Origin of the sequence: Dermatophilus congolensis, from assembly GCF_900187045.1 — a bacterium.
Taxonomy (GTDB): Bacteria; Actinomycetota; Actinomycetes; order Actinomycetales; family Dermatophilaceae; genus Dermatophilus; species Dermatophilus congolensis.
Map to the genome: position 1 here is coordinate 2578627 of NZ_LT906453.1, position 25032 is coordinate 2603658.

The window sequence follows — 25032 nt, forward strand, 5'->3', positions numbered from 1 at the left end:
GGCGCACGGCCTACGCCCCCTCGAGGGTTATGAAGTTTTCTCAGATCACTCCGGATCAGCCCAGGAGACGCAGAACGCCCTGGCTGCTCTGGTTTGCCTGCGAGAGCATCGCGGTACCGGCCTGCTGCAGGATCTGCGAACGGGTGAAGCTCGTCATTTCCTTGGCCATGTCGGTGTCGCGAATGCGGGACTCGGAGGCGGCCAGGTTCTCGCTCGAGACACCGAGGTTCTTGATGGTGTGGTCGAGACGGTTCTGGAGAGCACCCAGGTCGGCACGCTGGTCAGAAACCTTGCCGATAGCTTTGTCGATCTTGCCAAGAGCACTCTTGAGACCAGCCGCCGAGGTGACGGTCAGCCCGTTAATGCTCAGGCCAGCAGTGTCCATCTTCTTAATGGTGATAGACATGGTTTGGCCGGTGTTGGCACCGATCTGCAAGGCTTTGCCTGTGAAGGTTCCGTCCAGCAGGTTCATGCCGTTGAACTGCGTGCGCGTGGTGGTCGAGTCGATCTCTTTGAGGAGCGCCCCGATCTCCTTCTGGATGGCTGCGCGGTCCGACGACGTGTTGGTGTCGTTGCCGGCTTGCACGGCCAGCGTCCGCATGCGCTGCAGCATGGCGTGGGTCTCGTTCATCGCGCCTTCAGCGGTCTGAACGAGGGAGACACCATCCTGAGCGTTGGCCTGGGCCTGGTTGAGGCCGTTGACCTGCGAACGCAGCTTCTCGGAGATCGCCAAACCTGCAGCGTCATCCGCAGCGCGGTTGATACGAAGACCGGAGGACAGACGCTCAAGGGAGGTCTGCTGCGAGCCTTGCGTACCGGACAGGTTGCGGTATGCGTTGAGGGCGGCGACGTTGGTGTTGATCTGAAGACCCATGGTGAAAGCTCCTTCGTGGAATCGGGTCCGGGCTCCCCATCCGTGGTGAGCCCGAGGGACTTCCGCTGTGAAAGCCCCGACGGGGTAGTGGCCCCGGCACAGTGCCGAGGTCTTGTCCCCGACACCTGGCTCATCGGCCCCGCAGCCCTACCTCTGAGAGATCTGCGTGTTTTTTTGCGGTGTGTTTGGAACACCTGACTGAGTTAGGCATTGCGCAGCGCAGCAGATGCTTTATGCACTAGTTCTTGATCGTTACGGGCTTTCCCTAAGCGGAGAAGTGCTCGTGCTATGGCAAGCGCGTCATCTGTTTGCCTGGCTGCTGCTAGCTGCGCTTCGGCAACTACTTCACGAGATAGCGGCAGCCCTGCCGCATCGACCACGTGGTCAAGAGATTGCACGATATGTAAAGCCTCGCTGGTTTGCCCCTGGGCTAGTTTGAGGTGAGCTTCAAGCCATCGTGTGTATGAGTCAGTAGGAGCGAATCCTTTGAGGACATCTAGCTCCCGCGCAGCAGCATCAATATTTTCGGTTTCGAGTTCAATGCGGATGAGCCATTGGTAAGCCCACCGGTAATAGGTAGTGGAGGGGTCCAAGGCGATAGCTGCGTGGAGTGATTTGCGAGCGTTGTCTGGATCCCCTGCTCCCCATTGGGCGCGGGCCTGATCGACAAGCGCTGCCATTTGATCGGCCGTGTCTGACCGGGAAGCCTTGGCAACTTTTGTCAGAGATAACGCACGTTGCACACTGTTTTTTGTTCGAGAAGCGCCGAATCCATCGTTTTCGATGCGAATGGTTTCGGGGGCCAACTCGGTTGATTCGTTGAAGCGGTGGCCATCGAGTCCGCGAAGTTCGGCATGAACTGGGCGGGCGTAGTGGGCTAAATCTGGCCTGTAGATGCGCGGTGACATCCAATATTCATTGCCCTGCATGCGTTCACCGGGGGCGCTGGTAGGTGCGGCTTCAATGTAGAGAGCAACGTCGTTAGCGGCTTCTGCTACAGCGAGTTCATGTGCGAGACGGGTGGGGTTTGCGAACACTCGCTCATCCGCATCTAACACAAGGAGCCAGGGAGCGCTGCTCATGGCAGCGGCTGCATTGCGGGCACGTGAATAGTTGTTATCCCAGAATCCTTCGGCCACTTTTGCGCCGTGAGCGCGCGCAATATCGCGAGTTGTGTCGGTGGATCCAGTGTCATAAACACAGATTTCACCAAGGAGTGGGCGCAAGCTTTCGCAAGACTCCAGTGTTTGAGCTAGGTGTGCTTCTTCGTTCTTGACGATCATCACCACGTCAAGTGATCCATTAGGCAAAGGGGCGAGGTCCTCCGCATCGCCACGTTGCAAGGTCTTTGTCGTAGAAGGCGTATATGCGTGGTCTGGCAGAGCTATGCCCAGGTCTCGACATCCTTGTTCCACGATTTCAAGGTTGCATGCAGCCAAGTAGCTTCCTCGCCCGTTAACATGTCCGAACAGGTCGGTGGGTTCGCCGATTTCGAGAGCTCGGCGGAATTCTGCGGCTGATTGAGGCAGCAGTTCGGCGGCGAGTTCTGGCTGTTGGGTGGCAAGGTCGAGCAGCACGTTACCGGCAACGAAGTGATAGTCCGATGAGTGGTCAAACTCGTCGGTGTATTCCCCGAGAAGGGTAAGTGCATCAAGGCTGCGGTTGATGGAGGTGAGTGTGTGTGCGCATTGCACGATAAGGATGTGCTGCCACGGTTCAGGAGGCAGCGTTTTACGGTCGATCTTGTCGTACTGTTCAGCGGCTTCGGGCAGACGACCTTGCGTTTCTAGGTTGCGGCCAAGTTGATACCGCAAATAGGGATCGTCAGGTTCGGCTGCGATGGCGGCGCGTAGCATTTTTTCGCGTCTGGGGAGCTTTTTGGCGAGCTGTTCTGGCTCGTACCCGTCGTGCTCGATGGTGATCCGTACTTGACGCAGTGGAAGATCGTGTTGCGGGGTGGCATGGATGATGCCGCGGTAGCGCACCGTACCGGGGAGAATCCTCGACTGGGGTTCGCTTTGGGTGGTGATGGTTTCGCCGAGGCGGAATGAGCTGACAACGTTGACGGTGAGAACAAATTCGGGTGAGAGGTCGTGAAGGTCGTATAGCTCGCGCCCTCCAGCGGCGATGACTTCGTCAGCGTCGATGATCACGTGCCAGTCTGCTCCGGCGGCATCGAGTGCTGTGTTGTGTGCTTCGCTGAAGTTGTCGGTCCAGGGAATGTGGATGACGCGGGCTCCGGCTGCTTCGGCGAGTTCGGCGGTGTTGTCTTCGGAGCCCGTATCAGCGACGAGGACTTCGTCAACGAATGGTTTGATGCTATTGATGCAGCGTTGAATACAGCGTGCTTCGTCACGAGCAATGATGACGGCAGCAACAGAGTATCGCTGACGATGCTCGCGGATAGTCCGTGCTACGAGGTTTCCTGGGTAGGGGCTGCGATCGAATTCGTCGGCGATGGCTTCGAGGTGATTGCTTCGGGCTTCAAGAATTACTTCACCGAGTTCTTCGGGGCGTCTCTTACCCCATAGTTTCAGCAGTTTTTTCCCAGCACCGTGAATTTCTATTCCGGCAATAAAGAGTGCGAGCCTACTAGTGAGTTCATCGTGTTTTCGGCCAGTGTGGCAGGCAAGGCGGAGCCGAGCCCGAAGAACGGCATCTTCAGGGAAAGGCGTACCAAGGGTGGGCGTGGGGCATTCCAGGTGTTGCATTAAGTCGAGTGCTTGGCTTGTTTTCCCTGAGGCTATGCACCATTTGGCGCGTAGCCAGGTTGCGAATTCTGGGTTAGGTCCAGGTTCGAGTTGTTCAAGGAGCGACGCAGCATCCTCAAGACGTTTTTGGCTGGTGAGTAGGTCTGCCCATGCTTCGCGTGCAGCCCAAGCCCAGTTATCCTCTCCGATGGCAACCTTTTTGTACTCCTGATAGGCAGCGTCAATATCTCCTAGTTTTTGGAGTTCTTGCGCTATCTCGTAGGAGATTTGACGATCGTTCCCTTTACTAAGGTCGGTATCTTTTTTGAGTCGCCCGAGGCGTCGTGAAATTTTTTCTTCAGGCAGGGGAAACTTTGAAGAAGTAGAAGTCACCTGAAGGGCACTTTCAGGAATGTCAATAAAGCTTCTCTCCGGAGCAAACCCTGTGTCAATTGTTTCCCATATCGACCCGTCTGCGTGAGCGTTTTGAGGTCTGACAAGTCGCCCGTAGTAATACTTTTTTTTATTTACTTTGAGTGGAACAGAAGCATAGTCTTCAGACCCATAGAGAGGATTCTCAAGAATCTTTAGAATCTTTTTTGGATCTCCAGAGAGGCGCTCATTTATATCAAGGATGATTGCCCAGTCCGAGGTAGTTGCATTGAGCGCATCGAGTCGAGCGCGCCCTAGGTCATTATCCCAAAACCCTCGGATGATTTGCACATTTTGCCACCCCTGGCTGCTGATGGCTTTCCACTCTTCACCGGCATAGTAGACATATATAGTGTCGCATTGTTCAGCAAACCAGTCACGTATGTGTTTAACGAAGCTGTTTACCTGATCAATAGTTTCACCCGGCTGCACTACGGCGATGACATCTAGACGAAGCGACCTTTTTGTGGTCATGCGGAAAACTCTTCTAGACGTTTCTTCAGTGCGTCGAGATCACCCTTGTTGGCTCCACTAGGAAGGCTAGATCCATCAGTGGGCATGCTTCGAGAAATATCGAACATACGAGTGATGAGTCCGCCTACTTCGGTGATGAGTAGCGAGGTGTCACCGGTAGGAACAACTGCGGAGTCATAGGGAGCCTTGCTTACTTCTTCGAATGAGGCCACGCTCACACTTGCCGGTACCGAACCGTTAAGACCTTCGATGAGGATTCCAGCGCATTCTTCATCCGCTTCCCCTGGCTCATGGGGCACAGCAAAGCAGAGCTCAACAGGAGCTTCTTCGGGGAAGACCGCCGCGTATGCCCGTAACGTCGCCAATACCGTGGAGGCCTCGGACCAATCTGTCGCGACAATGAAGCGCACGCCGCTCATCATGGCTGTTGTTTCAACCGTCTCAGCCTGTTCCCTGAGCTCTTGAAGACGTGCGGCAATGGCGGATAGCGATGTTTGGTCGGACACAAGGTCTCCTCAGGTCGTTGGGACTCACTCGCTCATCGGCATCTCGTCGCTTTGACTGAGCCAATTTTCTTGACTAGGGGACTTATCGACCGATTGGAATGCACCATCAGTCACCGCTGCGCTTCCTCTAGGAGATCACCCATGCTGCCTAAGAAAATCCACGTGGTATGGGTTGGCGATGAAACCCGCCGCCCCGAAGCTCTTATTAAAACTTGGCAAACCTTGAACCCTGATTTCGAAGTTCGAGTATGGGGCAATAAAGATCTTTCAGAGTTAAAATGGATTAATTTTCGCCACATGAAAGATATGTGGCACCAAGAACTTTGTGGCGTAGCTGATCTTATGCGCTACGAAATTCTTTATGAACATGGTGGAATCGCAGTCGACGCTGACTCAGCTTGCCTTCGACCAATCGAGGACTGGATTTTAGAACCTTCTGACTTTGCTTCCTGGTCTAATGAACTAACTCTTCCAGGAATGGTAACTAACGCATTCATGGGATCAACTTCGGGTTCTGAGTTCATTGGAAAAATAATTGAAAATTTGGCAAATGAATCTACCGTAGTAGACCGCCGCGCCTGGCAGAGCACGGGCCCAATTCTAGTAACAAAAACCTGGCAAGAAACTGGCCACCCATTAACCATCTGGCCGTCCCATTTATTCACCCCTCGCCACCATTCAGGATGGATCTACACAGGGACTGGTCCAGTATTTGGACATCAAATGTTTGCCTCAACTCAGAGCACTTGGAGCAGCGCAGTAAACCTAAAAGAAGTCAACGAAGAAACCCTATCCACAGCTTTCGGCGAGAAGTAAATCCACATAACCAGAGAAGAAAGCACCCACCTTGAGTCACAATCTAGCAGCAACTAAAGTTTCCAGTGGAAATATAGAAGCAACTCTGATACATATTGAAAATGACCACATTGGTCGCGTCTTCAGGGAGACCGGAGAATTTTACGAAAATGACCTACTAAACATATGGTCAAGCATACCCTTCCGAGACGACTACGCTTTCATCGATGTTGGCGCAAACCTTGGAAACCATAGCGTCTACTTAGGCCTTTCGGCCAGCCACCCTATAATTTCCATAGAACCCCACGAAGTGAATTTCCTTTTACTGGAGGAAAATATAAAAATCAATAAAATTGAAAATAGAGTAATTGCAAAAAATGCATGCGCTTGGGATAAAGAGGAAATGATATCACTGCGTATCGCATCCGAGGGAAACATGGGAACCGTTACCGCCCATGCAGGCGTCCCTCTAGATCAAAGTAAAGTCCCCGCTAACAAGCTCGACAGCTTAATCGAAGGCGCTCATGCCGCTGCTATCAAGATCGACGTTGAAGGAAACGAATCTCGCGTCCTTGCAGGCGCCCAGGAGACCATAAGTAGAGATCATCCTTTAATTTTTATCGAAACACATAGCCCCCAGGATAAGCGGGAGGCAATCTCGACTCTAGCTAAAAAAGGATACTCACTTATAGACTTCTTAGGGGTTAGCGATACCGCCTTTCTTGCCCATCCGGAATCCCCAATAGAGATAAGCGAGTTGGACCTTAAATCTTTAACTCAAAGCATGCGCGAAAGGCGTATAGAAAAGAGCCTACACTACATTTATGAAGAGATCCGTCAGTTAAGCGCAGGGCGTTAGACTTTAGTTAAAAATGCCCGCCAATAAAATTGACGGGCATTTTATTTTTTTACGCCTTAACTGTCACCGATTCATTCTCTTATGATTTCCCTACTCAAGATCTAAGTGCGATCTTTGCTTACTTTCCTGCGGGGTGGAGTTTGCAGGTGTTTGCGGAGTAGGAGCCGTCTTTCACGCATCCGAGGAGGGCGGAGGTTTGGGCGCCGAATCCGTGAACGCGTTTTCCTGGGCCGTCGCCAACCATGGAGACGATGCCGCGGATGCGGCCATCAGAGTCACTGATGATTGGGGAGCCGCTGGCTCCCTCGCGTAGCTGTTCGCACTGCTGGCCAGAAACCTCAACGAAGTTGTTCCAGGTCCACGAGTTCACCTTCTTGGTCAAGCCGGTGTTCTCGATCTTGCAGCCATGGAAAGACTGGCCGATCCCCGGTGCTGGAACCGAGACAGCGTCACCCTTTTTCAGATCATCGCCAGGGATTTCACGAGCTTTAATCCCCGCAAGCTGTAGCGCAGCATACGTTTTGTCGATTTTCATCAGCGAGACGTCCGTGCCCGTCATCGTCGCGTAAACAACATCCGTGACATGGGTCTGCAGCGGGTTCAGGTGGTTGTCTTTATCTGCACCCTTGTGAATCTGCACCCGGTTACCCGTGCCAGAGATCTTCTTATTCGCAACCGACTCACCCGTCTTCAAATGAGGCCCAGGAATACAGTGGCCCGCGCTGAGCAGCAGAGCCTTATCCGTTGGTTTAGAGTCCTTGAGCTTCACAATCGCGCCGCTACAGCTTTTGCCATCAAAGCTCAGCGCCGCGATAGCGTCCGCGTCTTTCCATTGACCTGCCGCATGCGCAGTTCCCGTGCTAGCCAAACCGGCCGAAGCAGCTGCGGCCACAAGCAGTACAGCAATCCTCTTTTTCATAAGAAGACCTTTCTCCGTAATAAGATTTCATAAAAAATTTTTTATAAATAACGGAGGTCAAACGTAAGACGGGTCGCTAAAAAGGTATTCGTCACATAGCCAGCACTAGCACCGATTCCACTGCATCCATAAAGCATTCCCCGAAAGATGCAGAAGGTGCGCTAAGACTATGGGTCCCCCTGATCTGACCTATCTATGAAGTAGCCCCCGGTGAGAATCTTTTCTCTAATGCGGAGAAAGACCCTCGAAGCCAAGGTTTGGTAATGGTTTTCACCTCGGTTGCAGGGAACCTACGTTCGTAACCTGATAAAGCAACCAAAACAACCTGAATAAAAGATGTGAATTTTGTTGCTTTTCAACAGAATTCGCGGAATTAGTTTGTGGTTGAGTCACAACACCCTCCCCCACCGCCAACCCCGCAGATCATTAAAAACAGCCACCCCGTCTGCCTGCCGCACATCATCTGCAGACAAACACCCCTCCACCACCACACCCGACTCACACAACACCCGCCGCGCCGTACCAGGCAACAACCCCTCCCCTAACGACGGCGTCACCCACCGGCCATCCACCAACACAGCAACATTCGACACCGTCCCCTCCGTCACATGCCCCTTCTCATTCACCAACAACACCTCATCCGCACCCGGATGACGCTCCCGCCGCGACACATACACCTCACGCAAACTCGTTTTATGCCGCAACCGCCAATCCCCAGACCACACCGGCTCCTCATCAATCACCACCCCCAACATCTCCTCCCCCAAAACTCCACGCTCCACCGGCGGCACCACCGGCAACGGTGAAAACGACGGCGCCTCCACTGCCACACCCCCCACCTGACCATCACGACACAACGTCAACCGCACCTTCGCCGCGCCTCCACCAGCACGCCAAAACCTCGCAACCTCCTCCTCCACCGCAGCCCGCACCACACCCTCATCCCACCGAAACCCTAAAAACCTCGCCGACGAGGCCAGCCGCTCCACGTGCTCATCAAAATGCACCACTGCCCCATCCACAGCACGCATCGTCTCAATCAAATGAAAACGCCCCGGCCCCCGCTGGAGCACCCGCGTCTTAGCAGCAAGCTCCCGCCACTCCGCCGCCGCACGCGAGTCATACGTCACCCCACTACCCACCCCATACACCGCACGCCCCGCACCCGCATCCACCACCGCCGTACGAATCGGAACATTAAACCGCGCCCGATACGGCACAACCCGCTGCCCCGGAGGCGTCACCAACCCCACAGCACCGCAATACACCCCCCGCGGACTCGTCTCAAGCTCCTTGATAATCGACATCGTGCTCGCCTTCGGCGCACCCGTCACCGAACCACACGGAAATAACACCCGAAACATATCCGTCAGCCCAACCCCATCACGCAACTGCGTAGACACCGTCGACGTCAACTGATGCACCGTCGGATACACCTCCGGAGTAAGCAACTCCCGTACCTGCACACCCCCAGTCACCGCAATCCGCTGCAAATCATTCCGCACCAAATCCACAATCATCAGATTCTCGGCACGTTCCTTCTCACTAGCTAAAAGAGCAGCCACCGCAGCCTCATCCCCCTGCTCATCCGCACCACGCGGCGCCGTCCCCTTCATCGGCCGCATCGTGACAGTCCCCGCCCCCGACTCCCCCGCACCAGGAGCTTGCCACTGGAAAAACAACTCCGGACTCGCCCCCACCACCGTGTGCCTGTTCGTCTCAATGTAGGCGTTATAGCGGCCACGCTGCTGACCAGCCAACCGCTCATACACGTGCACCATGTCCGCAGGCCCCACCCCGCCACCGCGCCCACGCCGCTGCAGCGACGCATAACTACGACACGTCAAATTCACCTGATAGGTCTCACCGGCAGCTATCTGCCCCCGAACAGCCTCAACAGCGTCGCTGTACCTAGCCTCATCCCAATCAAGATGCCAGGACCCCACATCCATACGCCTCGCAGCACGCTGCGGGGTAACCCTGCGGACACCACAACGCCCCGCGCTGCCCACTGCGGGAACTAACGCAACCTGGTCAGCGAACCCAAACCACACCAATGGAAGCCCCGGCATTGGCTCGTGCGTGCTCAAAGTTGAGTCAAACGCCGAGGCTGCCTCGTAAGCGACATACCCGAAAGCCCACTGCCCTGCCGCCGTACGACGCTCAACCTCAGCCAACGCAGCCACAACCTCATCGAGATTGTGCGCTACCACCTGGCCACGGCTAGCACGAACAACGACGGCCGTGCCGTCTACAAGATCATCGAATCTGGCCCATCCCGGGAATTTCACGGACCACACTCTGACACTGCAAACACCACCCACGCACCCAGACAGCTTCAGGTGGGCGTGTCCAACACCCACCTGAAGCTGCCGACTGGCTACTTCCAGATGCGGTCCAGGTAATCACGCATCGACCGGTCCGAAGAGAAAAACCCAGAGCGGGCCACATTAAGAATCGCGGACCGAGTCCACGCTGCTTCATCGGCGTAGAACGCCTCTACTTGTGCCTGCGCTTGCATGTAGGAATCGAAATCAGCGAGCGCCATGAACCGGTCTGATCCGAGGAGGTCATCAACGAAGGCGTCCGTGGCGTGACGGTCGCCGTTGGTGAAGTGTCCAGAGGAGATGAGGTCGATTGCGGCTTTGAGGGTGGGGGTGGATTCATAGAAAGAAGCGGGTTGGTATCCGGTGTTGTCGAGTTCGACTACTTCGGGTTCGGTCATGCCGAAGAGGAAGAAGTTGTCGTCGCCGACTTTTTCTCGGATTTCGATGTTGGCGCCGTCGTCGGTGCCAATGGTCAGGGCGCCATTGAGGGCGAGTTTCATGTTGCCGGTACCAGATGCTTCTTTTCCGGCGAGGGAGATTTGTTCGGAGAGGTCCGCTGCGGGGATGACGCGTTGGGCGAGAGTGACGTTGTAGTTAGGTGGGAAGGCAACAGCCAGGCGCCCGGCAACGCGTTCATCTGTGTTGATGGTGGTGGCGATGGCGTTGATGAGAGCGATGGTTTGTTTGGCCATGAAGTAGCCCGGGGCAGCTTTGGCGCCGAAGATGACGGTGCGTGGGGTGATGGTGCGCGGGTCGCTCGCACCGGAGATGATGCTGTTATAGAGGGCGACGATGTGAAGCAGTTTGAGTGATTGGCGTTTGTATTCGTGGAGGCGTTTGACCATGACGTCTACGAGGTGGCCTTCGGGCAGGTCGATGCCGTCACGGTTTTTGAGCAGTGCCCGCATGCTGCGTTTGTTGGTGTTTTTTGCTTCGCGGAATCGGGCTTGGAATTCGGGGTCGTCGGCGTATTTTTCGAGTTCGGTGAGGCGTTCGAGGTTGGTGACCCAGCCGTCGCCGATGGTGTCGGTGATGAGGTTGCTCAGGGGTGGGTTGGCCAGGCATAGGAAGCGGCGGGGTGTGATGCCGTTGGTGACGTTGGTGAATTTATGAGGCCAGTATTCGCAGAAGTCGGGAAGGACTTTGTCGCGCAGGAGTTGGCTGTGTAGTTCGGCGACTCCGTTGACTTTGGTGCCTGCGATGGTGGCTAGGTATGCCATGCGTACGGCGCGTACCGGGGTTTCTTGGATGATGGACATGCGTCGTACGCGGGCTTCGTCACCGGGCCATTGGCGGCGTACTTCGTTGAGGAAGTCTTCGTTGATGCGGTAGATGATTTCGAGGTGTCGCGGTAAGAGCCGGCCGAGGAGTTCTACGGGCCATACTTCTAGTGCTTCGGGTAGCAAGGTGTGGCAGGTGTAGGCGAAACATTGCTTTGTGATGTCCCATGCTTCATCCCAGGTGAATTGTTTTTCGTCGACAAGGATGCGCATCATCTCGGGGATGGCGATGACGGGGTGAGTGTCGTTGAGCTGGAAGATTACTCGTTCTGGCAGCTTATGAAGGTCGAGATTTTCTGGCATCGTCTGTTCAATAAAATCTTTCAGCGATGCTGCGACGAAGAAGTATTGCTGTTGGAGTCGGAGTTCTTTGCCTTGTGGAGTGGAGTCTTCTGGGTAGAGAACTTTTGTGATGTTTTCTGCGAATGTTTTTGCCCGTGCTGCTTCTGCGTAGTTGCCTTTGTTGAAGAGGTTGAGGTCGAATGCTTCTGTTGCGCGGGCGCGCCATAGCCGTAGTGTGTTGACAACGCCGTTGCGGTATCCGGGAACCATGATGTTGTAGGGAATTGCTTCGACGTTCCAGCCTGGGTTCCAGCGCACGTGCTGGGTGCCGTCGTTGTCGGTGTATTGCTCGGTGTGTCCACCGAAGTTCACGATGACCGCGCGGTCGGGTTGGGAGAATTCCCATGGGTCGCCGAGTTTGAGCCATCGGTCGGGTATTTCTACTTGTTGTCCGGTGTGGTCAAAGGTTTGTCGGAAGATGCCGTACTCGTAGCGGATGCCGTAGCCGATGCTGGGGGTGTCCAAAGTTGCCAGAGAGTCTACGAAGCATGCGGCTAGGCGCCCGAGTCCACCGTTGCCTAGGCCTGGTTCGATTTCTTGTGCCCGTAAGAGTTCGAGGTCGATACCGAGTGAGCTCAATGCTTGGCTAGCGATTTCTTCTAGCCCTGTTTGCAGGAGTGCGTTGCCAAGTTGTCGGCCGAGGAGGTATTCGGCGGACAGGTAGCCAATGAGTTTTGTGGCTGTGCCGGTTTCGGTGGCTTCGCGGCGGCGGCGGGCAGTTTTCAGCCAGTCTGCTTGCATGAATTGCCGCACTGTGCGCGCTAGAGCTAGGTATTGATCGTTTACTGTGGCTCGTTCTAGGGAAACCCCCTGGCCAAAGTTCAGTTCTTCGAGGAATTCTTGGGCGAAGCCTTCCACTGTTCGTGGTGGTGCTACTGCCGCTTTCCCTGCGAGGTCGCTCGTTGGCGTGAATTGTGGCCCTTTTCCGTATAGAGCCAGTTCTGGTGTTTCATCGGCGAGGTCTTCCAGGCTTGGCCCACTGGGTACGGGTTCGCGAGCAGCGGTCATGGTGCCTCCACGGGTCTGAAAGGTCAGGGATTTTCAGCTATGTCCCTCAACGGTATTCGCGGATTCTTCGCTTCTACTGTGAGACCGCACAAAATCCATCACAAAGCTGTAAATACATGCTCGTGGTAGGGAATGTCCCGCAGGCCTGCAATGCTGAAGAAGCTATGAAGGCAATCGCATACTCCAGCTATGGCGGACCGGAAGTTCTCACCCACACTGACCTACCAGAGCCGAAAGTCGGCCCCGGAGAACTACTCATCCGTGTCAAAGCCGCTGCCGTCAACCCAGTGGATTGGAAAATAATGCAGGGGCATCTGGATCCCGTCATGGATGTCACTTTCCCTGCTATTCCGGGATGGGATGTGGCTGGTGTTGTCGAAAAAGTGGGATTCGACTGCCCCGAATGGCAAGTCGGTGACGAACTCATCGCATATGCCCGCAAAGACTGGGTCCAGCACGGAACGTGGGCTGAACAGCTCAGCGTGCCAGTGCGTACCGCAGCTCGTAAACCTCGTTCACTCACTTGGGAGCAAGCAGCCGCGCTTCCTCTGGCAGGTTTGACTGCTTACCAAACAATTCACCGTCTTGCTGTCGAGGCGGGCCAGAACGTGCTCATCCACGCTGCAGGTGGAGGGGTGGGGTCTTTCGCTACCCAGATCGCAGCCGGGCTGGGGGCTCGTGTTATCGGCACTGGTTCGCCTGCTAACCATGACCGTCTGCGTGAGCTTGGTGCGGAGCCTGTCGCGTATGGCGAAGGGCTTACTGAACGGGTGCGGCACATGGCACCCGAGGGGGTAGATGTTGTTCTGGACTACATCGGTGGCGTGGTCGATGTGACTACGGCAGTGCTTGCTCCGGGTGGACGCCATGTTTCGATCATTGACCCCACCGTTATCGGGTATGGCGGGCAGTACATGTGGGTTCGGCCAAGCAGCACAGACTTGACCGCGTTGGGGCAGCTGGTCGATGAGGGCACAGTCCGGGTCGATGTTGCTGCTTCTTACCCTCTGGAGCAGGCTGGCGATGCGGTGCGTGCATCGATGGAGGGGCATGCTGCGGGCAAGATCGTTCTTACTGTGGAGTGACTGGGAGTTTTTCTGTCGGCTTGTGTGACCAGGTCGCTGCCGCGGCTGTTGGTGAACGGTGAACTGGCTCTGGTGTCGTTGTGTCCTTGGGTTCAATGACTGTGGGGGCGGTTTCTTGCTGCATCGGGTGTGTTACCGCAGTTGCTGTTGCAGGTGCAGCGAGCACAGATGTCGCGTTCGTGGCAGCGACCTGCACAACTGATCCAGGTGAGGGGGCATTCTCAGTTGTGGTGTCGTGATTTTGCGGCGGCGTTGGTGGCAAGAGCATGTCGAGCACAGATCGTTGAACAGTGAGCACTTGTGCCATGAGAGCGGCACTGGTGTTCACGAGGAGTTCGGAGTGCGCTAGCCGGACACTGTCTGCTGCGATGTCGGTGTCTTCTCGGCGTGAGAGCGCTTCATTTTGCTGAAGCTCGGCTACTGCTAGTGCCCGCGCGGCGTGTGCCATGCGGGTTTCCATGGCTGCCACAGCGGCCTGTTCGGCGAACAGTTTGTCGAGGGCTTCATTGAGTATTTCGAGAGCAGACTTAGCGCCGTCAGCTGTGCGCAGGTCAATGCCTGGGTTGTTTTGTTCTCCTAAGCCCAGCGAGGCAGGGTCAACTTTGGCTTTGTCGAAGGTGACACTTTGTCCTGCGTAGGCGCCGGTTTGAATGGTGATGGTGCCGTTTCCTAGAACGGATTGGCCATCGACCCGCGTGCGTTCGATCATCGCTGACATCTCGCCAAGGTTGAGCACAACGACGCTGTGGAGCGCGGCACGTTGACCGTCGCTATATGTTCCGGTGGCAGCTTGGACGGCCATGGTGCGCATGCGCTGCAGCATGGCCGTCATCGAGGTCATCGCTCCTTGTCCTACCCGGGCCAGGGCGATGGCGTCTTGTGCGTTACCTCCTGCTGCGGACATGCTGCGAGCCAGGGCGCGTTGACGCTCGGCGATTGTGAGTCCTGCACTGTCGTCAACGGCGAGTTGGTGTGTGCCGTTGGTCAGGGATGCGGCCGCTTTTGTTGCGATGTCAGCGTGGTGTTCCCAGTTTCGGTGTATGACGCTGGCCAGCGTATTCATGTCTGCGGGGATACGCATGGTGGACCTCCTTGTGCTGTTTCACCTTCCGTGGTTGTTGACCGGCCAGCGGCCGAGGCACACATGGGGTCGTTTGCCTTATCGGCAAGTAGTGGCAGGCAGTGAAGAGGTTTTGTTACCTGTTCAGGACACTTGTTCAGTGACCTGTAGGGATGTTGTGGCTGGATGCTCGGCGGGGGCAGCGCTGGGGGTGATTGCGGCGGCATTAGTGTTTGGGGTGTTTGCGCGGGCTCGTGCGAGCATCAGTGCAATGACGAATCCGGTGATGAGTGCGCCGAGTACGTATATGCCGGTGGACACTCCCTTGGTGGTGACGGAGTCAGCTCCAAGGGTCATACGGACGGTTGTCATGGTGGGTTGTCCGTTGGTGGGGTTTTTGGGGGCGAGCTGCCCGACGACTTTGGATAGGGAGTCGGCGGTGGCGTCAGCTAGGGATACGGCTTCGTTAGAGGAGGTTCCGGTTGCGGTGATTTCTAGCAGGGTGGAGGCGGTGGGCACATTGACTTTGATGCGTTTGCGCAGAGTGTCGAGTGATTCTTCGGGGGTAACGCTTTGTTTGACGGGGCTGAGCACTTCACCAGTGGTGGTAGAGGTGGCGAAGGTTTGCATCATGCTTGCGATCGCGCCTGTCATGGGGTCTTGGTTAGCGTTGCCGGTGCCTTGGGCGGGAACGACGGCCAGAGTGGCTGTAGAGGTGTATGTCGTTGGGGTCAAAGCGGCCCAGGATCCGCCGATGACTCCTCCGAGGACAGCGAGAGCGCCAATCATGATGAGGTTTTTGCGGATAAGCCGCAGCATGTCCATAAATGTCACTTTTATCCCCCGAAAAGTTTTATTTTTCTTACTATTCATCATTGGTGGATTAGGGGAAGTGTCTCAACTGCGTGGGTCGCTGATGTATACGGGGTCTGAATAAGCGACTCTTTCATTGGAATCAATGATGCGACCAACATAAAAACCGGCAGAATCGGTGGTTATTTTCTGATTTCCGACAATGGTGCGCGATAGGGCAGAAAGGGCACTGGTAGCTGTTGCGGTATCGAAGCTGAGTTTGGCTGAGCGTGTGTTTTGGAGGATTTCGACGAATCGCATGGGGTGCGCGACAGTAAGTGTGGCGTTTCCTTGCGTGGCGTCGCCGGTGAGGCTCAAGGTTGGGTTGGTTGGCAGGGCGCGAGCTGCGGGGATGGAGTAGTAGTGGCTGCGCTGGTTGGTGGTGCGCAGTTTTTCGTTGGCGCCGTAGACGACAACGGGTGCGGAGACAACGTGTTGTAGGGGTGTCCCGCCAGTGGTGAGGCTCCAAGCATGGGCGCGTAGAAAACGTCGTGATGGTGGCTGATCTGCAGGAAGGGGGGTGTTGGTGGTGGCTGCGGTGGCTTTACCTGCAGGGGCAGTCATACGGATGGGCTCTCCGACGGGGGCTCCGCTGCCGTCATGGAGTTGCACATTGACGGTGACGTCGGTTTTTCCGCCGTTGAGGATGAGCGCTTCTGCGTGCACTGTTTGGCCTGCTCGGGTGTGGTTGGGGGTGGTGATGTAGAGCTCGGCGCGGGGTGTGGGTGGGGGGGAGGCCTCGGAGTTTGGCAGCATAGAAGGCGTTGATGTCTGAGCGGGTGATGTTCCAGTCGCTGCTGGGTTTGATGTCGGTGTGTTCGACGAGGTCATTCCAGGTGATGATGTTTTGCCAGGGGGCACCGGAGGTAAGGGCGGCTTCCCACTGATTGCGCATCATGGTGGTGCCTTGGGCGTCGACGATGCCCCCGCCGGGTGTTTCGCGGTTGTAGCCGGGCATGATTCCTCCGGCGTAGGGCAGGCTGCGGGAGATGGTGTAACGCAGAATGTCGTTCCAGATGTACTGGGAGCTGTCTTCAAAGTTCCAGGCTGCATCAAAGGCGTGGGCGTAGGTGTCGATACGGCTGGCATCGAGGGTGTGCCCGGTTTGGGAGGAGTCGGTCTGGAGGTCGCCGATGAGGTAGACGGGCAGCTGCTGCTGGTCAATGGTGTCGCGGACTTTTTCCCATTGTTGTGGCGGCATATTTCGGGGACCGTAAATGTAGATAACGAATTTGTCGCCTATTTTTGCCGCTGATGCATGTTCTTTTGCTATTTCAAGGTATTCGCGGATCATACGGATGAGCCCGTCGGAGCTGGATGCCATAAAACATGGAGCGATAGAGAAGTCGTTATCTGGGTGGGAGTCATTCCATGTTGGGTCGGCTTGTTTCATCCATTCTTTTGTGAAGTCGCTGCCGCGGTTAATTCCTTCGAATGTGAGTATTTGCATTCCGGTGAGTCCGGCTGCTTGGGCGCGGGGTAAACCTGAGGTGGGGCGAGGAGGTGAGCTAGGGCCGCCGGGGATGAGGTCCAGGGGGTAGGTCGATCCGTAGTCAGTTTTACCTGGCTTTTCGTGGTAGTCGGCGAGTCCGTGAGGAACCATGTGTGCCCACACTTGTTTGCCGGGCAGCTGGGTGGATGTTGCAGCGACCAGGGTGGCCAGAGTGCTGTCGGGTGAGTGGGCGAGGATGCTGCGTCGGGTTTCTGCTGCGATGGGGGTTTTACTGGTAGCGATTCCGGCACCTGCGGTTAGGAGGATCGCGGCTGTGATGATCGTGGTGTGTCGTGTCATACGTCGAAATGAGGTACCCATAGCGCTCTTTTCCTCAGGTTGTCAGGGCGGGTGCGTCAGGGTGCTGTAGTTCGCTAGAGCGGAAATGAGCTAGGAATGCTTTGGCTAGATAGAACGCCAGGGCCAGGGCGATCATCATCGTGACGACGCGGTTGACGTTGCGGGTGTTGTATTGGGTGATGTAGAGGACGCTGATGAGGGATAGGCCTAGTTGGGCGGCCAGGAAGAGTAGGGATAGTCCGCAGTCGGGGTCGGCGACGAGTTGAATGCATAGTCGCAGCAGGGTTCCCCAGACGAAGACGGCCACAGTGAGTGCGAGGGCGCCGAAGCTGGCGAATTCTCCGAGCATTGAGTAGGGGATGTAGTAGTGGACCCGCATGGAGGCGACGATGCGGTCCCACCCGGCGATGGAGGCGGGGGCGGGGTTGAGTTCGATGAGGATGTCATCGATGGTGATGCCGCGTTCTGCGGCGACGTGGACCAGGAGAGGGACGGTGAAGCCGACGTTTTCAGCGATGGTGGAGATGACGGTGGAGAGGTACCCGGGTTCGCTGAGGTGGCTGATAGTGGCTTCGGTGTAGGGGATGAGGCCGTGGGTGAGTTGGTTGCGTAGCAGTAATGGGATGGGTAAGGCGATGGCGGCGGAGGTGCCGCCGAGAAACCAGGCCCACACGTGGACGCGGATGCCGCCGAGGAGTCGACCGATGAGGAAGAGCACAGCTGATCCGGCGAAGAGTCGGGTGGCGCCGGAGAAGAGGATGGTGGCCATGGCGATGGCTAGGAGTGCGCCGGTCCAGGGGTGTCGGGTCGAGACGATGCCTGCGGCGATGAGCGCGACGGGGGCGATGACGCTGGCGAGGGAGATGATGGGTGGGGGTGCTTCGAAGGTGAGGTAGGCCGGTGCCCAGAGAAGGTATTGCCCTTTGGCGATGAGTCCGAGGGTGACTCCGCTGGCGGCGATGGTGAGCCAGAGGGCAGTGCTGCGGGTGGTTGGGGTGTGGGTGGTGGTGCGCCAGGTGAGGGGGATGGGGTGTTTGAGGGGGATGGTGGCGGCGCCGAGTAGGCCGATGAGTGCGGCGGTGACGAGGGTGATGGCGGTGGCGCGGTCGTAGGAGGCCCAGACGGGCCAGAAGGGGGTGTCGGGGATGACGAGTCCGGAGTTGAGGTAGATCTCTGCGCCGGCGAGGCTGAGGGTCAGCAGGGCGGCCAGGGGTACGCGGTCTAGGGTGATCCAGTCCCGTTGTTGGTGTGGCTTGGTGGTGTGTTGGCGCGTGTGCCTGGTGTCGGGCATGGTGCTCGTCACAGGTGTCCCCTTGTGGTTGTTCCCCCGGTTTGGTGCGGTTGTGCACCTTTGTTTGTGAAGGTATAGATGGGGGCTTTCCACATGCGGTGTGGCTGTATCCCAGGGGGTGTTTTCGGGGTCTCTGTGGCGGCGTTTGTGCTGGTGGTTTGGGGTGTTGTGTTGCGTGGATGGGGTGGTTAGTGGGTGGGTGCGGTGGGGGTTTTTTCGCTGGTGGGTTCGAGCAGGCTGGCGGCGATGGTGGGGCCGGGTTCGGCGAGTTGGGCCAGGGCTGCGGCGACGGCGGTTTGGTTGGGTCCGCCTGTTTCGATGAGTCGTTCGGCTAGTCCAGCGGCGGATCGTCCGCCCCAGAGTTTGAGGAGCATGCGGGCGAATCGTTGTGGTTGGCCGTGGACGGAGACCAGGCGGATGCAGCAGTCGAGGGCTTCGTCGAATTCGCCGATGCGGGCGGCGAGGATCATGCGTTCGTTGAGGATGGTGGTGGTGGGGACTTTGCGGCCGTCGGCGGCGGTGACGTTGTGCAGGGTGCGTAGGGTGCGTAGTGCGGAGTAGGCCTTGCCTTGTGAGGCTGAGGATAGTGCGCGTAGCCAGGCGGTGTATTCGCTGTCGGCTCCGTCTCGGTCGAGTTCGGCGATGACGGCGGAAGCGGCGTTGTGGTGGTTGTGGGCGATGAGCAGTGATGCGAGGTCTTGGCGGGCGCGCCAGCGGCAGATGCGGGTGGCGCGGGTGGCGCGTGCGCGGGTGAGGTCGGTGAGGGCGGCGTTGTCGTCGCCGAGGGCGCGATGGAGTCGGGCGCGTTCGACGAGTGCGGTGACGAGGGCGTCGCCGGCGGTGCCTTCGTGTTCGAGGGTGGTGATGGCTGTGGTGGCGCGGCGGCGGCGGCGTTCGAGGCGAGATCGGTTGGTGGCGGGGTCGGGGGTGTTGGTGGCGCGGTTGATGGTGATGACGTCGCGGCCGGGGGTGAGGGTGGTGGGCTTACGGCCGGGGATGAGTGGTTCGAGTTGGGGGTCGTGGATTCCGCGGAAGCGGGCGATGGCTGGGCGGTAGAGGAGTTTTTCGCGGTGTTCGGTGGGGTCTTCGTCGTAGGTGAGGAGGATAGATAGGAGGTCGGGTTGGGCCATCATTCCGGGGGTTGCTTGGATGAGGCGTTCGAGGCGTTCGATGTCGGCGGTGACGCGGTCGTTGGGGGTTAGGTGCAGGACCCAGGTGGCGTCGGTCATGGCGGCGGCGTTGTTGCGGGCGAGGCTTTCGTCGTATTCGCCGGTGCCGGTGGTAACGGTGGCGCCTGCGCTGGTTGCTTGGTCGAGGATGCGGGGGTCGGCTCCGATGCTGTAGACGCAGATTTCGGAGACGAGTGGGGTTAGGCGCTGCAGTGATGCGATGCACGCGCGCAGGTCGGTGGCTTCGTCGGTTGCGACGATGCAGGCGGCGAGCAGTTTGGTGGTCATGGTGTGCTCATCGGCGTTGTTATTACTCGTTTGAGTAAGGAATTTGTCTGTGTTGCTTGCGTTTTGCGGCACGGCTAGCCGAGTAGTCGGGGTCGGGCGGCGTAGGGTGCTGCGCTGCGTAATTCGTGTGCTTTGGCGAACCAGTGGTCGGCTTCGTCGGGGTGTTGGAGGGTGGTGTGCATGACTGCCATCGCTTGGGCTGCGAGGAAGCTTCCACGCCCGGTGACGGTGCCGGGCAGGTTTGTGGTGTCTCCGATCGACATCGCTCGTTTCCAGCACGCTTCGGCCATGGGTGCGAGCGTAGCTGCTTTGTTGGGGTCAGCGAGGATCATGTCGAAGAACAATTCGCCTACTAGGTAAGGAAAGTCAGGTGATGTTTCCCACTGTCCCATTTCTGCATCGATGAGTGCTAGGGCGTCGCTGTAACGGTTGGCGGCGCGTAGAGCATCGAGGGTTTCCATGACGTAGGTGTGGCGGTCTAGCAGACCGGGGGCTAGGGCGTCGGCGGCGCGGGCGAAGCTGCCTGCGGCTGCACTGGGGTCACCTTGGGCGCGTTGCCATTTGCCTAGTTCTGCGAGGATGCGGGGGTCGTCTGGGTGAACGAAGAGAGCTTGGGCTACTGCGGCTCCGACGAGGTTGCGATCGAGGGACCAGCCCAGGACGTCGGCGTCGTCGCAGGCGATGACGGTGGGTAGGGGCTGGGTTTTCATTCCGGGGTAGGCCGGTTCGGGGTGGAATCGGCCGGTGAAGCGTACGGATCCGGGCAGGATTCGTGGTTGGAGGTGGGGCGCTTCGGCTCCTCGGGATGTTGCTCCTGGGATGATTTCGATGAGGCCTACGCGGTTGGGGGGCCATGTGCGTATGTGTTCAAGCTGGTAGGCGCCGCTGTCGATCCATTCGTGGGCTTCGAGGATGAGGTGCCAGTCGGCGTTGGCTGCGGCTAGGGCTTGATTCCACAACAGTGAGGGGTCGTCATGCCAGGTGGCTTTGGTGACGTGGGCTCCGGCACGGTGGGCGCGTTGTGCGGTGTCGTCGTGTGAGCCCAGGTCGAGAACGATGCTGGAGTCTACGTAAGGGTGGGCGCTGGCGAGAGCTCGTTCTATGTATCTGGCTGAGTCACGCGCGATCATCACTAGGGCGATTCGGGCCACGTGAGTTCCTTTCGGCTGTGCTCACAGCTGTGTTTACGCAGTACGTTGGCGTGTTTTTGCCGCGGGTGCTGTGTGTGCTGGGCCGGGTGGGGGTGGGTGTTGGCGCGAATAGGCTCCCGCCGTTGATCGGCGGGAGCCGTGGTTCGTGCTGAGTGTTGCTTCCTCGAGGGTTTTCGCGTCCATGCGTGCGTGTGACCGCTCCTGAGTGTGTGACCGCCCCCGACCGATCATGTCTGCTCTCGAGGCCGCAATCACGTCGGTGTCTGTTCGGGACAGGCTCCCATTCGGCATGTGTTTATGGGCGTTGACAACATTCGTGGGGAAAGTCTGGACAACCTGTCTTGCACGCGTGTTTTACGCCCGAATGGGTGGGTCTGATTATTTTCTTGCTGCGGCTGTGACCAGCGATAAGTTTTGTGCCGCAGTGTTTTTCAGGGATGCCCGTTTTTCTTGAGTGTGACTCACGACACACAAGAGCTGATCTCACTTGTCGAGATGGAGCGAAACATCCGGATACAACCGCTATGGACCACAGACCAAGCTCCACTATCTGTTTAAACACTTCACGCTGACTCACGTGAGCTAAATAGCGTGATCTCTTCCAAGGCATCAACGGCAGTCGTCAGTCGTTCGCGGTAGTTGGAACGAGCCGCGACCTGCGCGTAATACGCAGCCTTACGCCGCGCTACCGCACCACCACCGCCAGCACCACCACGCCCACCAGACTCCAACATCTCCGGCGACAACTGCGAATTCATCCCATCACGCAACAACTTCAACGCCTCCGCACGCATCTGCGAAATACGCGACTCCGTCACCCCCAACTCCTCAGCCAACTCACGCATCGGGCGATCCTCGAAAAAACACCCCCGCACCACAACACGCAACCGCTCAGGCAACACAGCCACCGCATCACGCAAATACGCACGACGCTCACGCGCCAACAACGTCGCCTCAGGCGTAGCCACACTCGAAGGCAACAACGCATCCACCCCAGAGCCATCACCACCGGCCCCATCAGTAATCACATCAAGACGCAACACCACCGACGAATGCAGATCAGCATCCAACTTCTCCAACTCGGACACCGACACACCCAATGCCTGCGCCACCTCACCCACCTCAGGGCGACGCCCCAACTTCGCAGCCAACTCATCATGCACCGCATCACGACGACGCACCTTTGAGCGCAACGAACGCGTAGCCCAGTCCGCAGAACGCAACTCATCCAACAACGCACCACGAATACGCCGCACCGCATACCGACCAAACGGCACACCCAACGACGGATCAAACGAGCGCGCGGCAGCAGCCAACGCCGCCATACCCGCAGACACCAAATCATCCATATACACATGAGAAGGCAACCGAGAACCGATCGACCTCACCTCAAAATGCACCAAAGGAAGGTGCACACGACACAACTCATCAATATCAACCGAACTCTCAGTGGAACTCGCTGCGGAGAGTTGGTTTTCATCAGAAACGGTCACGAATCCACTGTCAGACCAGATACTTTGAAGCATCAAAGATTGACCACATTCTGAGAAATGGCTGGTTACAGGCCTATTCAAGCGTGATTACTTTACGATTTACTGAACACTTGAATGCAAGAAAACGACCGCTGCGGAGAGTTGTCGACAATTAACTGGACATACGACCGTTTTAAAAAGCAGAAATAAAACGACCAACAAGGACGAGTGCACAACTTCTCATCGAAGCTCAAATTCTCTACCTGAGAATATTTTCCTAAAAAATCACATCAACGTATTTCTCAGCGACTTTTCGGAATTACTTACTTACTCAACCTTGTTCGTTATATTAATTATCGAAAAAACTTCCCCTTAAGAGAATTAAGCGAAGAGAAACTCCTGGTCACCACCGCTTTCACTCAACTCCACCGCCGCCACGTCGATGAGCCGAATGTGAACGACACGCAGACCGCGATGAGGAACTTGTCCCTCGACGACACAGCACTCATGGCGCTGTCCAACCTCTCCACAGGGTTGTGGCGCATCCAGGAGCTGCTTGAACTTCTCACTTACCGCCTCGACACACAGCAGGCGCTAGTGGAAACAGGCAGATCTCGTTGGCTGGGCCGCTCAACCCGGGAGATCGAGCTCGTTCTTGCAGAAATGCGAGAAGCAGACCTGATGCGCGCAGTCGATGCCCAACCCGTATGCGAAGCGCTCGGATTAGGCCCCGAAACCCCTCTCAGTGCCATCGCTGCAGCAGCTCCTGCACCGTGGAACGAGGTATTGGCAGAACACCGCCAAGCCCTCAGCGCTGCCAGCGCAGAACTAGCAGCGCTCAGCCGCACCAACAGCGAAATGCTCGAGGTTAGCTACAAAGCAGTGCAGGACACGCTCGAAAAGTTCAACCACACCCCCGGCCCCACTGGCGATGACACCTACACAGCCAAAGGGGCTCGAGCAAATAGCCGTTCACGCCACTTGTTCGACCAAAAATCGTGACCCTTACGACCATGGCCGAACTCACCGCCGGGCGGCACCAGGCCGTCCGGGAAGACAACCAACCAGTACAAGGGTGGGAGACACACCTATGACCACAACGACCGATGTCAACACAAGCGTCGACATCACTCTCGATGCCGGTCTCGTCGGATTCCCTCTGGCGCAGCACTTCCGTCTCAGCGAGGCAGAAGGCGGCCTGTACGAAATGGAGTGCCTAGACATCCCTGACATGGCGTTCGTTGTTATCGCACCGAACCCATTCTTCCCCGATTACTCGCCAGTCATCGACCCGTCCACCGCTGCCCGACTGGGCATTGACTCCCCCGAAAAAGCATTGGTCTTCCTCGTTGTGAACCTCGGCACTGAAAACGAAGGACCTGCCGCGAACCTCATGGCACCCCTCATCGTCAACACAAAGACACGCAAGGCAATGCAGGTAGTCCTCGACGGACAGAATCTGCCACTCCGTGCGAGCCTCCCTGTCAGTTGAGTACTGCCGCGCTACCGTAGCCAAAAGCAGCAGTTTCCGCCCCTCCACCTTCGGTGCACCTGCCGAGAAAAGGAATTCACGTGCTGGTACTCAGTCGCCGACCCCAGCAAAGCCTCCTGATCGGTCACGACGTAGTCGTGACCGTGCTGGAGGTGAACGGGGACACCGTCCGGATCGGCATCAAGGCTCCTTCTGATGTTGATATCCACCGCGAAGAAATCTATCGGGACCTTCAAAAGGCTAATGCGGCAGCCGAGGCCAAGCCTGGCTCCGCCGCTGAACTGGCTCGCCGAATCCATGCGGGGAGCAAGAAGAAATCCGAAGAAAGCTCTGCGGCGGGCGAACAGACCGCATCACATGCGAAACCAGGAGCTCAACACCAACCGTGACCGGCGATTCCGCTGACGAGAAAACCGGTTTTGGTGCAAAGAAATGACACGCAGTATCCCTGATGTGCGTTTCTGATAGCCGCCACGGTTCCTGGTTGGCGATTCCGTCCTGTACGGTAGAGGTACGAACCATGACAGAATTTCCGGAGCCGTCCCGGCTCCACCCCGAACATGCTGGACCACGCTGCCGAGATTGTGTCGGCCACGTGGTCTCTTCGTGGGAAGGGCGAGACGGGATCACTCCGACGGACGCGTGAGGGGGTCGACGCCATGGGGCGCGGCCGAGCCAAGGCAAAGCAGACCAAAGTCGCTCGGGAGCTCAAATACTGGACTCCTGACACTGACTTGAGGGCACTTGAGCGCGAGCTCCACGGAGAGCAGACGCGTCAGCCAGGTCGTGGGAATGCAAGTAAATCCCACGATGACTGGGACGACGACGAAGACGATTACTCGGGCTGGGCTTCGCGTAGTCACTGACGTTTCGC

Annotated in this window: 21 protein-coding genes; 7 read left to right on the forward strand and 14 right to left on the reverse strand. The window is 57.2% G+C overall.

Going from position 1 to position 25032, the window contains the following annotated elements:
- Nucleotides 1-55: 55 nt before the first annotated feature.
- From CKV89_RS11310 to CKV89_RS11320, 3 genes are all read right to left on the reverse strand, one after another.
- A complete protein-coding gene (locus CKV89_RS11310) occupies nt 56-874 on the reverse strand; it encodes a flagellin N-terminal helical domain-containing protein (protein ID WP_028326760.1) in 819 nt (272 codons plus the stop codon).
- Nucleotides 875-1077: 203 nt separating this feature from the next.
- Entirely contained in the window at nt 1078-3957 is a 2880-nt protein-coding gene (locus CKV89_RS11315) for a glycosyltransferase (protein ID WP_028326761.1), read from the reverse strand.
- 509 nt (nt 3958-4466) lie between these two features.
- Entirely contained in the window at nt 4467-4976 is a 510-nt protein-coding gene (locus tag CKV89_RS11320; protein WP_028326762.1) for a hypothetical protein, read from the reverse strand.
- Nucleotides 4977-5117: 141 nt separating this feature from the next.
- On the opposite strand from CKV89_RS11320, the gene CKV89_RS11325 reads away from it, so the two are divergent.
- Together CKV89_RS11325 and CKV89_RS11330 are read left to right on the forward strand one after the other, a co-directional pair.
- Nucleotides 5118-5792, forward strand: a complete 675-nt coding sequence (locus tag CKV89_RS11325; RefSeq protein WP_084440882.1) for a glycosyltransferase family 32 protein — start codon at nt 5118-5120, stop codon at nt 5790-5792.
- A gap of 31 nt (nt 5793-5823) precedes the next feature.
- Complete coding sequence (locus tag CKV89_RS11330; RefSeq protein ID WP_028326763.1) at nt 5824-6630, forward strand: FkbM family methyltransferase; 807 nt, start codon at nt 5824-5826, stop codon at nt 6628-6630.
- Nucleotides 6631-6748: 118 nt separating this feature from the next.
- Here CKV89_RS11330 and CKV89_RS11335 read toward each other — a convergent pair whose 3' ends face one another.
- From CKV89_RS11335 to CKV89_RS11345, 3 genes are all read right to left on the reverse strand, one after another.
- Nucleotides 6749-7549: a trypsin-like peptidase domain-containing protein gene (locus CKV89_RS11335; RefSeq protein ID WP_028326764.1), complete on the reverse strand. Its 801-nt coding sequence runs from the start codon at nt 7547-7549 to the stop codon at nt 6749-6751.
- A gap of 389 nt (nt 7550-7938) precedes the next feature.
- Complete coding sequence (locus tag CKV89_RS11340) at nt 7939-9840, reverse strand: chorismate-binding protein (RefSeq protein WP_154657590.1); 1902 nt, start codon at nt 9838-9840, stop codon at nt 7939-7941.
- An 89-nt stretch (nt 9841-9929) separates the two neighbouring features.
- On the reverse strand, nt 9930-12506 hold the full coding sequence (locus CKV89_RS11345) for a glycogen/starch/alpha-glucan phosphorylase (RefSeq protein WP_084440883.1): 2577 nt from the start codon (nt 12504-12506) through the stop codon (nt 9930-9932).
- A gap of 164 nt (nt 12507-12670) precedes the next feature.
- Here CKV89_RS11345 and CKV89_RS11350 point away from each other — a divergent pair, with 164 nt between their 5' ends.
- Nucleotides 12671-13591 (forward strand): NADP-dependent oxidoreductase, encoded by a 921-nt coding sequence (locus tag CKV89_RS11350; protein ID WP_028326767.1) that lies wholly within the window; start codon nt 12671-12673, stop codon nt 13589-13591.
- On the opposite strand, the gene CKV89_RS11355 is transcribed toward CKV89_RS11350, so the two are convergent.
- The 8 genes from CKV89_RS11355 to CKV89_RS11390 all read right to left on the reverse strand — a co-directional run bounded on the left by CKV89_RS11355 (nt 13578) and on the right by CKV89_RS11390 (nt 22687).
- Nucleotides 13578-14672, reverse strand: coding sequence for a flagellin N-terminal helical domain-containing protein (locus CKV89_RS11355; protein WP_028326768.1), 1095 nt, complete (start codon nt 14670-14672; stop codon nt 13578-13580). The genes CKV89_RS11350 and CKV89_RS11355 overlap by 14 nt on opposite strands.
- Before the next feature lie 123 nt (nt 14673-14795).
- Nucleotides 14796-15476 carry a Wzz/FepE/Etk N-terminal domain-containing protein gene (locus tag CKV89_RS11360; RefSeq protein WP_028326769.1) on the reverse strand — a complete coding sequence of 227 codons (681 nt, stop codon included), beginning with the start codon at nt 15474-15476 and terminating at the stop codon, nt 14796-14798.
- A 72-nt stretch (nt 15477-15548) separates the two neighbouring features.
- Nucleotides 15549-16169 carry a hypothetical protein gene (locus CKV89_RS12055; protein ID WP_028326770.1) on the reverse strand — a complete coding sequence of 207 codons (621 nt, stop codon included), beginning with the start codon at nt 16167-16169 and terminating at the stop codon, nt 15549-15551.
- Nucleotides 16102-17316 carry a glycoside hydrolase family 71/99 protein gene (locus tag CKV89_RS11370; RefSeq protein WP_154657591.1) on the reverse strand — a complete coding sequence of 405 codons (1215 nt, stop codon included), beginning with the start codon at nt 17314-17316 and terminating at the stop codon, nt 16102-16104. Before CKV89_RS11370 ends, CKV89_RS12055 begins: the two co-directional genes overlap by 68 nt.
- Before the next feature lie 13 nt (nt 17317-17329).
- On the reverse strand, nt 17330-18586 hold the full coding sequence (locus tag CKV89_RS11375) for a hypothetical protein (protein WP_028326772.1): 1257 nt from the start codon (nt 18584-18586) through the stop codon (nt 17330-17332).
- 188 nt (nt 18587-18774) lie between these two features.
- Entirely contained in the window at nt 18775-20115 is a 1341-nt protein-coding gene (locus tag CKV89_RS11380) for a glycosyltransferase family 2 protein (protein ID WP_154657592.1), read from the reverse strand.
- A gap of 2 nt (nt 20116-20117) precedes the next feature.
- Nucleotides 20118-21194 carry a glycosyltransferase family protein gene (locus CKV89_RS11385; protein WP_028326774.1) on the reverse strand — a complete coding sequence of 359 codons (1077 nt, stop codon included), beginning with the start codon at nt 21192-21194 and terminating at the stop codon, nt 20118-20120.
- Nucleotides 21195-21757: 563 nt separating this feature from the next.
- Nucleotides 21758-22687: a sigma-70 family RNA polymerase sigma factor gene (locus CKV89_RS11390; RefSeq protein WP_231935398.1), complete on the reverse strand. Its 930-nt coding sequence runs from the start codon at nt 22685-22687 to the stop codon at nt 21758-21760.
- Nucleotides 22688-23140: 453 nt separating this feature from the next.
- Between CKV89_RS11390 and flgN the strand changes: the two genes are divergently transcribed.
- From flgN to CKV89_RS11410, 4 genes are all read left to right on the forward strand, one after another.
- Nucleotides 23141-23668: a flagellar export chaperone FlgN gene (flgN, locus tag CKV89_RS11395; RefSeq protein WP_028326775.1), complete on the forward strand. Its 528-nt coding sequence runs from the start codon at nt 23141-23143 to the stop codon at nt 23666-23668.
- A gap of 88 nt (nt 23669-23756) precedes the next feature.
- On the forward strand, nt 23757-24158 hold the full coding sequence (locus CKV89_RS11400) for a flagellar assembly protein FliW (protein ID WP_028326776.1): 402 nt from the start codon (nt 23757-23759) through the stop codon (nt 24156-24158).
- Nucleotides 24159-24238: 80 nt separating this feature from the next.
- Nucleotides 24239-24547 (forward strand): carbon storage regulator CsrA, encoded by a 309-nt coding sequence (gene csrA / locus CKV89_RS12750; protein ID WP_028326777.1) that lies wholly within the window; start codon nt 24239-24241, stop codon nt 24545-24547.
- 270 nt (nt 24548-24817) lie between these two features.
- Nucleotides 24818-25024, forward strand: a complete 207-nt coding sequence (locus CKV89_RS11410) for a DUF3073 domain-containing protein (RefSeq protein ID WP_028326778.1) — start codon at nt 24818-24820, stop codon at nt 25022-25024.
- Nucleotides 25025-25032: the final 8 nt, after the last annotated feature.